Here is a 14,780-nt window from a genome sequence, read left to right as displayed (position 1 = left end):
TAAGACAAAACAAACAGAAACAATTGGAATATTTCTTTTTATAAGAATTAACTAAAAAACTTTGGCGCTCACGATGTTTATTTATACCTTTGCAAAAAATAAATCTAAAAACAAAAACATTATGGTAAAGAAAACAGAAATATATAAATGCGCAGGTAGTAATACTTTTGTAGAGGTGTTATTAGATTCAGAAAAGGATTTGTGTAGCTTAGAGCATGTAGTGGAAAATACTACTGATGCTGCTAAAGAAAAGCACGTTCCTGTTGTAGAAAAAATAGATGGCGGCTATAGAGTAACCGTTGGCTCTGTAGACCACCCTATGACAGAGGCACATTATATCCAGTGGATCGAATTAATCACAGAAGACAATGAAGTGCTTCGCAAATATCTTACTCCATCAGATAAGCCTGTTGCAGAGTTTAAAACAGAAGCTAAAAATGTTTATGCTCGTGAATACTGCAACCTACATGGTTTATGGAGATCTAAATAACACATTATAATTACTACATAAAAGCCACTTACTTTCTTAAAGATAGTAAGTGGCTTTTATTAGTTATCCTGCTCTATAACACCTTTACAAACATATTTAATACGATCTGCTCATATCTTGAGGTATTACTATATAGCAATCAGCCAAATTTTTATAAGCATCATCTATTTTAGAAATATCTTCTTGCTTCACAGCCATTATAACAAAAGATGTCAGTGATGGCTTATATTCTTTAAGATAAGTAATAATGCCCTCATGATGAGAAGTGTGATAACTTCCATTATAATGCACCATATAATTGTTACCTATATTTTTCGCTATATTCCATGCCATAGTAGCATCTTTCAATGCTTGTGCCATTTGCATTTGCTTAGGATTATCATTACCACCATGCAAAGCAGACATTACAGAAAAAGCCTCATTATTCTTACCTTCCATAGTAAAGGTTATGGGTAGTGGGGGTAACAACCTCTTAGCTTCTTCTGTTAAGCTATCTAAATAATCAAGCCCACGATACTTAACCACATTAGCATATCTACGTGGCACATTAGTAGCAATAAAAGGACGCTTATTCTCTTTGGCAAACATCACTAAGGGTTCATAATCAGTTTCATAATTAGGCCATAAACGCATCTCGTTATTAAACTGCTCATAACTTATAACCCCCTTCATGTATTCATTAAAGATAAGTTGGTTATCAGCTTCAAACATTTCTGCTCCCAGCAATAAGCTATCCTTATGCTTTGCATATAAGGCTTCGGTTATTTTTAATTCTAACCAGTGCGTAACAGGACAGTTATGCATCTCACCTATAAAGACTACCCTATACTTAGCTGCCTCTTCTATCATAGCATCAAAAGTAATAGCTTTGCCATTATTATTATAAAGAGCAAAAGCTCGTAAGTCTTTTTTAGCATTTATTGATAACGATGATAGCAAGAGAAATAGTAATAATAATTTTTCTTTCATAATCATAATCCTTTTTTATAATATCATAATCCTATTATAATAAATTTATCTGTGTTAAGATATTTCACAAAGCCATCTTGTATGTTTTTTGGTGTTATACTATCTAAAATAGTATCATAACTATTAAAATCGGATAACATCTCGCAATTTTTTATCTTATTTACCATATCCATACGCCATGCTGCTGTGGCATCGTCTGATAACACTCTTGCTTTTGTTGCCTTAAACGACAATTGCAATTGTTGAAGTTCTGCCCTGCTTATTGGTTTCATTTGCAAAGACCGTATTATCTTTATAAGAAGTTTTTGAGCCCTTTCCACGTTACCCCTATCTAATGTAAGCATAATATCAAAGTAATAATTATGCCCATCTTGCCCATGATATAACAAATCAGTGAATGGCGAATAAGTTATATTCTCACGTTGTCGCAACACTTCTAACAAACGATTTTGTATTATATCGCGCATCAGCTTTAATACAAGAGTTGTTTTTAAATTAGGATAAAAATTACCTGCCAACATAAAATGTAAGTCAAGTTGTTGCTCGTTAGCACTACTTACCTTATACCTATAAGGAGCCTTGGGCATAGTACGCCATACCGTCGGAGGCGTATACTGCTGCTTTTGTTGCCATTTACTAAAAGAGCCTACCGCGGCTTCTTTCATCTGCTGCAAATCATAATCGCCTGTTAGCACAATAGTAAGGTTATGCGTATTATTATATAATGACTTAAAATAATCTACCATCTTATATATATCCAGCTGCTTTATATCCTCTATGGTTCTCTTTCTCCGTAGCATAGAAGGCGCATCTCCCATTATAGAGTCGCGTATATTTATTACCTTTCTGTTCTTGTCATGTTCTAATTGCTCTTGTAGAGGGGTGGTAATTCCAAAAGAAGTCAAATCTTCTTTTACAGTTTCATCAAATTCCTTTTTATTAATCTCAGGAGCAGTAACCTTTTCTTTTATTAAATTAAAAAGATTCTGTGCTTTATTCACTGGTGCTACACCTATAAATCCATGCCAATATGAAGAAATATTAGTATCTAAAGATATACCATTCTGCACCAAATAATTAAACAAAGTATCCCTATTAACCTTTTCTATACCACCCATTTCAACAAAAGCTGCAGTACTCTCATATTGATAATATACAGAGTCGGGTAAATCTGCTGTCCCTCCTCTACCAAGTCCTTCTATAAAGAAGGTCTTAGAATCATCTCGGGTAGGACGCAACAAGATGCGGATTCCGTTATTAAGCAATATATCATATATCCCAATATTAGCATAACTCCTTTCTGATTTTATTTCTTTACTGTCAAATGTTGAAACTACACCTAAACATGGTGGCGTTTGCATCAACGATTCTACTGGCTCCTTACACGACTTATAAGTATAACACAACAGATCATTACTTAAGCCTTTACGCCAAGCTTTTTTAATATTCTCAAGCGTAAGCCCACTATCCTGTGGAGCTGTATAGCAAGCTAATACTGTTTTTTTAGAAGCTTGCAACCACTCTTTTAACATTCGTTGTGCAGAACGTGTAGTACAAAATGCGAGGTACTTCTTTACAGATTCTATATCTCTAAGTCTTGTCGGATATATATCATGCATAATAATATAATCAACAAAGTCGTCACACCACTGTTCCGATGTCTTATCCACATCTTCTATCTTTATAGAAGCTAACCTATCTTTTAAAGAAGCTGCAAATTCCCTATGATCAAAACCATTACGAATAATAGTGTTCCATTCATTAGTAAAACTCGTTATATCATGTAGTAACGCAGCATTATCAGCCTCTTTAAATACTACACTAAAGAAATTCTTATCTCCAAGATACCATGCATCAGAACAATCTGCTCTTATGTTTCTATCCTTCAGTCTGTTATTAAGCAGATCAACAACTATCTTGCTAAGATGTTTATCTACACTGTTTTTAATAGTTCTCTCTACAATTCCCTCATGTGGTATAATCAATTCCAGCTTATTACATTTCCCTAAATCAGATAATGAGAAACGCATATTCCACCCTTTCTTATAAGAAACAGAATAAGTAGGCAGCTTTATATTATTAGTATTAATAGCACTTACAAAAGTTTCTTTTAATATACGCTCCACCTTTCTTGCATTAATATCCCCCACTACCACAACAGTAGCAAAACGTGGTTGATACCATTTTGAGTAAAACTTACGTAACATAGTCTTAGATACCGCCTTTATGTCGTCTATTGTACCCAATGGCATTCTCCGACTATAACGATTATCACCTATCTTTAGCTTATAAAAATCGTCATTAGTATCATATTGCTTTAACTCTTCTAAAATTATACCGCGTTCTTTCTCTACATAAGCAGGATCAAAAGTAAGCCCATCAAGCCACTCTCGCATCATTCCTAACAACTGATGTATATCTTTAGTAGAATCAAACCTAATTGGAACAGAAAGGCTATATATAGTTTTATCAAATCCGGTATAGGCATTAATATCCCGTCCGAACTTCATTCCTTTCTTTTCAAGCATATGTACCATATTAAAACCACGATAACTCTTAGATCCAGCAAAAGCCATATGCTCAACAAAATGGGCAATACCTCCTTGATTCTCTGTTTGCTGTAAAGCTCCTATTTGCATCACCAATCTAAGTTCAGTAACATTTTGTGGATGTATGTTACGCTTTATAATATAAGAAAGTCCGTTAGCAAGCCTCCCTTTTATAGTTCCCTTCGGAATTTTAATGGCAGTATGAACACCTGCCATAGATAATAACAAACTGGCAAAAAATATAATAACTACACAGAAAAATCTTATTGTCTTAATAAATCTCATTCCTTTTTAAGTGTATATATTACCGTTACATTGGTATGACCAGAACAATAATCATGATCATATGGAAAATGAAATATCATCTTATTGCCATCTAAATCAAGTTTAGCATAAGCTTTAAACCAATCGGAAGGAGTGTTTTGATAGCTATCTCTATTCAAAGGACTATAATGAAAGTATATATCTGGATTAAAGGTAACTCCCATTTTTATCAAATCAGACATAGTTTCATCTGACCAAGGATAGTCTCCATTAGGAACTCTTACAGTTTTACCTTCCTTTGCCATCTTTTTTTGACGCTCCCATGCTGAATAATAGAACTTAAAAGGAATATTGAACACCCTCTCATCATATTCATTTATAACATAATCCATAAAACTTATTTCCATCGTCTTAGGATTTATTCTTATACTATCAAGTTCCATCTTAAAGACTTCTTTACTGGCATCATAACCTATAGCTTTTGTTGTATAGTAACCATAAGTAGTAGGATTTGACCATTGATAACCTTTATCTGTTACTAATCGTAACCTTTCATAACACCATCCTCTTAACCCTAAAGGGTTTTGTACCATTTTTAACATCGGAGTTTTAGGAGTAGAATACTTGCTTAATGTAATAATTGTCGTTGTTTCAAATGAGCTTGTTTCTGGTCCAGGAAAAGTTTCTTTATAATCTCCTGGAGGGAATATTAAGTCTACACTACATTTTAATTCTCCAAGAACACGATATAAATTTATATTATAATCCCGCTTATATCCTTCTATTAATTTCTTCTGCGCGTCTGTTAACATTGTATCTACAACATTAGGAATGACTGTTATCATAAGATCAGAAGATAACTGCATACGCTTATCTGAAGAGCTTTCTACAGTAAGAGCTACACTCTGAGGCTCTTTATAAACATCTTTATGGGTAGACTCAATATCTATTATAACGGTCTTTTCTCCCTTCTTCATAGTAAGATATTCATCTTTTAACCTTACAGCTCCCTTCTCATTTTTCTTCAAAGCAAACTTTATAACAACATCTTTCTTAGCTTTGCAACTAGCTAAAAGCTTCACCTTTAAAGGCTTTTTTGCATTTTCATTAATCTGATTATCACCTATCGCAGATAACATGATATAATTTTTCCCTTTATATTCGGTACTATCTTCTTTGCTGCAAGAGGCTATCATACAGCCAATTAACATTGGTAGTAATAATAATATTTTATTTATTGATTTCATAGTAACCTACTTTTAATACTTATTTATATTATCTTCTCTTAATCTTTCCCCAACCTTCATTTTGTACAATATTATCATTATATCTATACTCTGACTTAGGTATAGGAAAATTCCAACGATAGTCATTAGTCTTTATCCTACTAGATACGCCATCTCCCCATTTGTTTAGTCGTGGTAAAGCTGATATATGAGTCCGCTTCAAATCGAAAAAGCTAATGCCTTCTCCTACAAACTCTTTCTGCTTTTCTATTAAAATCTTATCTATAAAATCATCTTTAAGATATCCATCACCAATAGGCTCAGCTTTTACAGCTTTAAGATAAGAATTGATCACCTCAGTAGCTTTTGGCAAATTATTCAATCTTGCATAAGCTTCTGCTACAATAAAATATGCTCCTGCATATCTAATCATATCGATATACCTGCTATCCTTGCCTTCTTTAGTATTAAGATTATATTTCCCCAAGTGCATAGTTTGCTTATCATCTTGCTTCATTTTCTTAATATATGTTGCTGCGCGAAGATCAGTTTTAGAATATTCTATTTGTGGATTAACACTAAACATATCTCCTTCGCTTATTGAATATTGTAAACTTTCCATATATTTACCATCATGATTAAAAGCAAATACTCGTACTTTTGATGTTCCTTCACCCCAAAGTTGCTCAATACCATTAGCCGTAAAATACTCTGGCTTTGCATTAGCTATAATCTTCTCTCCATATTTTATTGCTGCTTCATAATTACATGTATATAATTCTAATTCAGCTAACAAGTAAAATATTGCATCTTGAGATAACCAACCATTTTGTATAGGATGATTATCTGCCTTAACAGCCTCTTGTAATAATTTACGTATAGCCTTTACACATTCTTCCGTTGTAGACCTCTTAAGGAATTGAAGCTTTAGAATATCTTTTAATATTATGCCAGGAGCATTCTTATCTATATCATATGCAGGTGCATATAAACGTAACAAGTTAAAATAACACATAGCTTTTAAAGCTTTCACTTCACTTGCTATCTCTTGCAACTCTTGCTTATTTTCTTTTTCATTCGTCTTAACATAATCGAGCCTCTCTATTAATGCATTACAAGAAGATATTGTTGCATAATAATTTGACCAAACATTTTCAGAAAGATTATTCATCTCTTTATTTTGCCACAGATAGAGATTTGTCTGACTTACATCTTTAGTTGTCAAATTATTCGGACAGAAATCATTCCCCAATATAGATAGTTCATACTCAAAATGCGGATATTGTGCATACGCAGAAGCTAAAAGCGACCGTGCAGACTCTATATCAGTAATTGCATCAGGGTCACTATACTGATCGGCTGGTGGTATATTTAAAGAGCAAGATGCACAAAACGCTATCACACAATATATAAATATTAATCGATATAAAACTCTTTGTCTCTTCAACTTATTCATAAAGCATATAAATACTAAAATGTAAGATTTATATTAAGCGAATAAATAGGCTGTAATGTGCCTACTAAAGTTCCACTCTCAGGATCTGATTCTTTGTAATACGTCCAGTTAAATAGATTTGAACCTTGCAAAGCCATCGTAGCATACTTCACTACAGGTACATATTTCTTCAGCCATACATGAGGGAAACGATACCGTAATGACAAAACTGATAAGCGAAAATAATCGCTCTTTCCAACTGTATTTGAGCTAGGATAAAGCACTAAATTATCCTCTGCAGTAGAAGAACTATAATAAGGCGTATGATAAACCTTATCTTCATCACCGGGATTAAACCACATCTTACTTGCCTGACCAGCTACTGCGTTCCTTGTTATTTTATCCTTATCTCTAACATAACTATAATTAAACCTGTTTATTCCACCCAAAACATAATAAAAGCTCATATTAAGCTCTAACGATTTATAGCTTATATTAAGCCCTAAACTACCAGAGTAAGGGGGAGTGCTATGACCAAGTGCTACTACATCTTCCCTATTCAAAACTTCACTTGATTGCTTCTCACCTTTAGGAGTACTAAAGACAGGATAACCTGTTAATGGATTTATTCCTAACGACTTTGCACCATATATAACATCATAAGCCTTACCAACCTCATAGTCTGGCACCACAGATTTATCATCTGTATATATCGCATTAGTATAATAAAGGCTTATTACCTTATTTTTATTATATGCAATATTACCAGATATGTCAAAATGACAATTATTTGTTTCTATAATAGTAATGGAACTATTTGCTTCTATTCCATTATTCTCAAGGACACCTATATTACGCTTTAAAATATTAAAACCATTTGAAGTAGGTATAGGAACATCAAGTAAAGCTTGCTCTGTACGACGATTATATAGATTAACACCAAATGTAAACCTCTTAAAAAACTGTGCAGACAAAGACAGATCAAAAGACTTTGTTTTTTCAGCTTTCAACTCCTTATTTACTAATCCCATTAAAAAGAGTTGTCGTTGCTCCTCATAGCTTTCATTAGCATAAGCAAATGTTGCTACTGTTGTAGAGGTAGACACACCATTTAGATTAGCAATAACACCATAAGATGTCTTTAAATTAAGACTTGTAAGAACCTTATTATCTTTTAAAAAAGCATAATTCGTAGGCGTCCACCCTGCTCCAACTGCCCAAGCATCATTCCACCTTTTATCCGAAGGAAGTATAGAAGAAGCATCTCGCTTATAAGAAGCATAAGCATCATATAAACCATTATAAGTGTAACCCATAACTACTCCCATTCCTAACTGCGCACTAATATCTTTAAATCCTGATACTCGCTCACGACGCGATCCTTTTATATAATGATTAATAGCAGCAGCCGATTTTATATTACCTACTCCATATCCTGTTATTCCAATATCATCATATATTGTTTTATAATAATCCATATTTGCACCTATAGTGAAATCGTGTACATTGGCAAATGTATGTGCATATGTAACACGAAGATTAGAAGAGATATTGGTAGTTGTATTTTTAGTCTTTCTATAAATACCACGCTGTGTTTTAGATACTCCTTTTTTAGCTTCTGAGTATGCTGTACCCGGCGTAAAGTCTTCTGTTTCACTAATTAAATAATCTAATCCTCCCACCCAATCAATGTTCAAACCTTTTAAAGGCTCTAATGTTAGGTTAAAACTTGCACCTCCTGTCTTACAAGTATTATCTCTTTCATATTGATGAAGCAAGTCGTGAAAGGTTCTATCAGGAAAAGAATATAATTTCCCTTTGCTTTTCTGTTCATAAGGATTAAGATCATATACCAATTGAGTAGGATCATAGTCGGAACCAACAGGTGTATTTGTTTTAGAATAATCGCAATTAATACTAAACATGGTATATCCTATCTTTCCTATTGTCTTATCTAAATTAAGACGCACACCATAATGACTTTTATCATTACCTTCTATACGTCCACCTTGATGGGCATAGTCGAATGAAATATAATATGAATTATCATAATTACCACCACGCAAACTAAGATTATGCTTAGTATAGGTATTATTATGAATAAGCTCATCAAACCAGTCGGTATTAATCATACGAAGCGAGTCTAAAAAATGTTCTCCTTCTTTAATAAGCTTCTCTTTAAGCGGATTATGTTTCTCATATTTATTATAATAATCGGCACTATATCTATAACCGGGAGCAATAGGATTTCGCATTAACCGTTCTAATTCTAATTTCTCCTTAGTGTCCATTAAGCGCATACCACGCCTTCCTCTACTTGTTATACCCATATTAAAGCTATAAGTAAGCGAAATGCCATCATTACTGCCACGCTTAGATGCTATTTCTATTACTCCGTTAGCTGCTTTTATTCCATATAAAGCACAAGCTACTGCGTCTTTCAATACCTTTATATCTTTTATATCTATAGGATTAAGATTATAGAAAGTTTCAGCACTTATTATCTTTCCATCAAGTACATATAAAGGCTCATTCGTTGCATTTCCTCGACGTAATGATGCATTTCCTCGAATACGCAAAGTAGGATTTTTACCCAGTTCTCCCATATTCATAACCATCAAGCCTGGCACTGCACCTTGAAGAGCTAAACCTAAATCGATAGAAGGTTTTTCGTTAAGTAGCTTTACATCTACAACATCTACAACACCAGACTTTGCTCTAATATCAAGCGCGTTAATATTTGTTTTCGCCTTTACTACCACTTCATTTAGAGCATTATTATCTTCATGCAAAGTTATAATAAGCACAGATTGTGCACGAAAAACTACCTTCTTACGTTTCATTCCAAGGTAAGAGGCTGATAAAGTTTCACCGGGAATCAAATCTAAAGTAAACACTCCATTTTTATCTGTATAAGTCCCGGTGCGTTTACCTACCACCTCTACTAACGCACCTGCTAAAGGTGTACCTGAAGTATCAACAACTCGTCCTTGCATCTTAATCTTCTTAGGCTGTTGTAATAACTGATTACTAACAACAGCAGTGCTTGCACAAACACTACCATTGCCAATAAACATACAAGTACATAATATAGCAAAGAAATATTTATTATAAAAAGAATGAGCCATATACATTTTTTCACTTTCTTTCTAACTTCTGCCAAGAAGTAGCACACTTAACAATCCAGTCGGCTACCTCATTATTAGCGTCAGGCAAAAGTCCTTTTTCACTATATACTATTTCTACATCTTTATCCTTAATAGCCTTAGCTATAGCTTGTGGCAAACCAAATCGTTGAGCCATCGTTTTAATACCCGATACTAAATAGATTCCTTGCAAAATGATACGCTTCTTCTTCTTAGAAGCATCTAATATAGTAGGTATTATCTTTTTAGCAAACTCTTGTCCCATCTCCACAAAACCATGATAAGTATAACTAAAGCCTAAAGCTTTCTTTACATCGTCATCTGTCTGTTGTATCAATACATTCCAAAAATCCATATACCCTTCATCTCCATGTGCTAAAAGGATAAGAGCTTCATCTTTAGGATTTTTACTTAAAGCCTTTACTTGCCTTATAATAGCATTACTTATAACATCGCTATAGATAAGTGTAGGACCTAATACTACCGGAACTTTTGAACTCACAAGGGTAGTACCCTCTTCTATAAGGTCGTGAAGGGTTGCCGGGTTATACTTATGCCCCAAAATATTAGGTAAATCCTCCTCTGTATGCGATGAAGGACTTATAAATACAGGCATAGCAAAGATACGATCTACACCCTCTGCCTCCATTTCTTTAATAACATTTGCTACACTTGGCTGGCTATATTCCATTAATGCTGCTCTTACGCATGCAAAACTTGTTATTCCTCGCTGCTTTAACAAATTCCGAGTAACCCCTTCCAATGCTAATGCAGGCTGATTCCATTGAGGTATTCGCGCTCCATGCGCAACGATAAGAAGCCCATCTTTAGCACTTATCGTTGTCATGGCGCAAATAAAAGAAAGTAATATTAACAATATTCTTTTCATCTTATAATGTCATTTTGTTCTTACTCTTTTATAGTAAAAGGCTTAGACTTATATTCATTAACTGAATAGTTTAAAATATCATTAAAGCTTTCAGAAGATAGCTTATAAGTACCAGCTTTGCTAAAGGTAAAGATACCATTATTATAAGTATAACAACCATCTGCATCTTCATCTTCACCCTGTGTAACATCAAATTTCAAATTCTTACTCTTAGTAGTAAAGAAATTATGAACCATGCTATAATCTACAGTTTTATTATCTTTTACATCTACAGCAAAAGTTTGGAAACTAAGCTTTAATGTAAGGTCGTTAAGGCTCTTAATAGACTTAGCTATATTTACCATACCAATAGGGTTAATAGCATTATATTCTGCCTCTAAAGTTTGTAAATTTTCGTATACAGTGTTACCATCGAAGATAGAGGCCAAAGAGTTATTATTCACTCTAACCGACTCAAGATCTGTAAGCCCATTTAAATTGATATTAGCAAAAGGAAGAGGATTGTTATGGTCAGCTACATCTTTTCCACGTTTATAACCATTTACGTTAACTATCCATAGTTTTTTATATGGTGTCAAATCTACCTTCTGTAAGTTTTCATTACCTTGCAATGGAAGCTTTTCTGCAGCTGCAGATAAAGTAATATTATCAGTGGTAGTAAATTTATTGTTCGTTAAATCCAAATTCTTAACCTTTTTAAGCTCACCTATATTAAGAGCAGAGAAATTATTACCTTGAATGTCAAAAGTAGTAAGTTCAGGTAAATCGCTCAATTTACAAGTGCTTTCAGAGAGATTACAGTCGCTTAATATTAATTCTTTTAACTTTTTACAGTCGGTTACTTCTGCCTTTGAAAGCCAGTTGTCATGAAAAAGATTCACATCAGTTAGGTTATCTAAACCACTTATAACTAAATCTTTCGACTTACCGCCACTTAGTTTTTTTAGGTTTAACACTTCCAGTTTAGGGTATGTTTCCTTAGTAAATGTAATATCATTAAGTGTTACTTCTTCCAAAGTTAATGATGCAATATCCTTATTACCAGATAGCACCAATTCCTTTAAAGGCTTATTAGGCTCTACCTTAAGCTCCTTTATGCCCGTATTAACAATGCCTACATACGATAATTCTGGATATTGATAATACAAGCTTATGTAAAACACATCATCTGTATTGCTTTTAATTAACTTTGGAAAATTCTCTACATGAATAGAATCAAGCTTTGGCAAATCGTGTATCTCTACCATAGTAAGATCGTTATTCGAAGCGTCTAAGCTCTTTCCATTTATAATAATAGTACGCAACAAAGGAACATTAGCTACACCAAACTTTCCTAATTGAGCGCTCTTAATATCAATACGCTCTAAATGTTTGAAAGTCTCCTTATCATCTGTTAAAGTAAAATCTTTTATACCTTTTTCCTTCCCCTCAGGACCTCTTAGCTCCTTTACTATGTAAGTTTTCTCTACTGATTTTGGTATAGTATCCCAAACTATCTGCAAATGATCATACTTCCATTCAGAAGGATTATCAGAAGCAAAGTCGGAAGAGATGTCGTTTTTTGCAGCTATTTTTCTAAGTAAAGCCACCTCTTCCTTTACACAATTATCAACAGAAGATGGCATAAGAACCACTTTTGTGTTTGTAGTTGAAGCTACCTCGTCTTCACTACCACACGACTGAAATGACAACATTGCAAGTGATGTCATACAACCTAACAAGAATAAATTTTTCTTCATCTTTTGTAAACTTTTTTATTTTTCCTTATAATAAGACGCAAATTTACAATCATATAAAACGTTAAACAATACCTAAAACAAATGATTAACACTAACAGTAATAATACAAAAAAGAAAGAAAAGCACCCTTGCTTTTTACTAAAACTAACAACTTAGCCGCATTTTGTAAGAAAATTACAACTGCTTTAAAATATTATTAATTACTTTTAGGTATAACACTACTTTCATTAACATATACTTTTAAAGAAAATTATATACTATAAAAAATGTTTATTTATCAACAGTAGAGATTTTTAGCAGAAAAACAGCATATACATTTAAGCATAAAAAGATAATATGTTGCTATAAAAAACATAGCCGATTTTTATGAAAAAGCACATCACAGCAAACTAAAAATAAGCTATTTTTACTACATTTTTAATCTATTTTTAGTATAAAAATAATCTATTTTCCTGTTTTTAATATCATTTGTTTGTTTATTAAAGGATATCATTACCTATGTTCGGAATAAGAAAACACAAAAAAATAAATAAAGAATTAAAAATAAAAACATTACCTTTGTATTATAAAATTATAAAAGTATCAACCAATTATGTTAATCTGTGAATAAAAAAAATCTACTTTTAGCGGTTGTTGGATTTATATTCTTTGCTGCTTGCTCTTCTCAAGATGAAGTTATTAGTGAACGAAATAACAGTTCATCAACTATCAATGTACAAGCTTCTCTCTGTAAATCATATCCAGAAAACATCAAGAGATTATTTAGTTCTTACGCTATAGGAACTAGAAGTATGGGGATTCCCAATAAAATAAATAATTTTAATTTTGATAGGGCTGTCACAACTTATTCTCACTCTAAAAATTTTTATATTTATATGGTTCCTCTTAAAGGGACAAATACTGCCGATAGTCTTCTTGTTGGTGTTGGTACAACTGTCGGATTTTTAGGTTTAATCCCAACTGCGGGAGCTAGTGGCGTAGGCATGGTAGTTTGTACAGGGTTACTATAAGCTGTCGCTTGTTAAAAAAAGAGCTTACACTTGCAGATAAATGACTATTCCATATAAATACTCAAATATCATTATAGGGATAATACTCATATTAATTATCCCTATAATGATATTTTTATTAAAAGGGAATATTATAAGTTTTATTTCATGCATATTCCTTTCTTTTTTAATTAGTTTATCTATTATTTATAAATATGGGAATACTCTACATATAAACGATAGTGATATTGTAATAAAAAATATACTTTTTCCCAAAAAGAATATCCTAAAAAAAATATACAAAGTATTTATATACACTCTGAACATGTTTTTTGGAAGGATACTATATATATAAATTTTAGAATAGAATATGAGCGTAAAATGATTCATTTAGGAACATTATCGGCTAAAAAAACAAACTTATTATATAATTATCTTAAAGATAACATCGATACCCATATAGAGATTATAACTTAGTAAACAAAGCAATAACTTATAACTGGTGATATTCAGCTTAAGCTATTAATCTCTCTATATATATCACTATTTCTCATTACAAATCAAATGTAATTTGGGTTTAAGAAAATACTATTATACAAAAAATAATTATCTCCCGAAAGTTACCTTATCTAACTTTCGGGAGATTCTTTAATAGTCATCTTACAAGATAATAAAAATTAGTCTATCCAAATAATTTTTGAAAAAACTAATACGCTTAAAATATCGTTATTATTCCTAAGACTTAGGACCTTTTCCAAAAGGAGCTATAGTGCGAGGATCGTCTATGTTAGCTTCTGGTAAATTAATCTTACCAAACTCTTGCTCGTAGCGTACAACATTCTCTTGCAAAGTCCTAATAAGACGTTTTGCATGTTCTGGAGCTATTAACACGCGACTTGCAACAGTAGCTTTTGACAGACCTGGGAGTAATGTTGCAAAATCTAAAACAAACTCTGAACTGGAATGAGAAATTATCTGAAGATTACTATATACACCACCAGCAACTACCGGATTAATATCTATTTGAAACTGCTGTCCTTCTTCATTCTGAGATTTTTCTTCCATCTTTAGTTATCTTTTTTAA

Annotated in this window: 10 protein-coding genes; 2 read left to right on the top strand and 8 right to left on the bottom strand. The window is 32.8% G+C overall.

Going from position 1 to position 14,780, the window contains the following annotated elements:
- Window positions 1-121 precede the first annotated feature (121 nt).
- On the top strand, window positions 122-490 hold the full coding sequence (locus AC1DCD_RS00395; protein ID WP_464639339.1) for a desulfoferrodoxin family protein: 369 nt from the start codon (window positions 122-124) through the stop codon (window positions 488-490).
- 96 nt (window positions 491-586) lie between these two features.
- On the opposite strand, the gene AC1DCD_RS00390 is transcribed toward AC1DCD_RS00395, so the two are convergent.
- The 7 genes from AC1DCD_RS00390 to AC1DCD_RS00360 are packed head-to-tail and all read right to left on the bottom strand — an operon-like array spanning window position 587 to window position 12,707.
- The gene (locus AC1DCD_RS00390) at window positions 587-1,459 is read right to left on the bottom strand and encodes a ChaN family lipoprotein (RefSeq protein WP_464639337.1); all 873 of its coding nucleotides are present in this window, start codon (window positions 1,457-1,459) and stop codon (window positions 587-589) included.
- A 23-nt stretch (window positions 1,460-1,482) separates the two neighbouring features.
- The gene (locus AC1DCD_RS00385) at window positions 1,483-4,293 is read right to left on the bottom strand and encodes an insulinase family protein (RefSeq protein ID WP_464639335.1); all 2,811 of its coding nucleotides are present in this window, start codon (window positions 4,291-4,293) and stop codon (window positions 1,483-1,485) included.
- A complete protein-coding gene (locus tag AC1DCD_RS00380; RefSeq protein WP_464639333.1) occupies window positions 4,290-5,519 on the bottom strand; it encodes a DUF4929 family protein in 1,230 nt (409 codons plus the stop codon). Before AC1DCD_RS00380 ends, AC1DCD_RS00385 begins: the two co-directional genes overlap by 4 nt.
- Before the next feature lie 28 nt (window positions 5,520-5,547).
- The gene (locus tag AC1DCD_RS00375) at window positions 5,548-6,954 is read right to left on the bottom strand and encodes a RagB/SusD family nutrient uptake outer membrane protein (protein WP_464643429.1); all 1,407 of its coding nucleotides are present in this window, start codon (window positions 6,952-6,954) and stop codon (window positions 5,548-5,550) included.
- A 14-nt stretch (window positions 6,955-6,968) separates the two neighbouring features.
- A complete protein-coding gene (locus AC1DCD_RS00370; RefSeq protein WP_050773475.1) occupies window positions 6,969-10,061 on the bottom strand; it encodes a SusC/RagA family TonB-linked outer membrane protein in 3,093 nt (1,030 codons plus the stop codon).
- A 10-nt stretch (window positions 10,062-10,071) separates the two neighbouring features.
- Entirely contained in the window at window positions 10,072-10,968 is an 897-nt protein-coding gene (locus tag AC1DCD_RS00365; RefSeq protein WP_024992642.1) for a sirohydrochlorin chelatase, read from the bottom strand.
- A gap of 20 nt (window positions 10,969-10,988) precedes the next feature.
- Window positions 10,989-12,707: a leucine-rich repeat domain-containing protein gene (locus tag AC1DCD_RS00360; protein WP_464639329.1), complete on the bottom strand. Its 1,719-nt coding sequence runs from the start codon at window positions 12,705-12,707 to the stop codon at window positions 10,989-10,991.
- Between the two features lie 602 nt (window positions 12,708-13,309).
- Here AC1DCD_RS00360 and AC1DCD_RS00355 point away from each other — a divergent pair.
- A complete protein-coding gene (locus tag AC1DCD_RS00355) occupies window positions 13,310-13,717 on the top strand; it encodes a hypothetical protein (protein ID WP_464639327.1) in 408 nt (135 codons plus the stop codon).
- 714 nt (window positions 13,718-14,431) lie between these two features.
- Here the strand turns inward: AC1DCD_RS00355 and AC1DCD_RS00350 are convergent.
- Window positions 14,432-14,761 (bottom strand): DUF3467 domain-containing protein, encoded by a 330-nt coding sequence (locus AC1DCD_RS00350; protein WP_008451162.1) that lies wholly within the window; start codon window positions 14,759-14,761, stop codon window positions 14,432-14,434.
- Window positions 14,762-14,780 lie beyond the last annotated feature (19 nt).

It is taken from the genome of Prevotella sp. C0209C1, assembly GCF_056583855.1.
The sequence above is the reverse complement of the archived record's forward strand: the minus strand, read 5'-3'. Positions and strand labels throughout refer to the sequence as shown.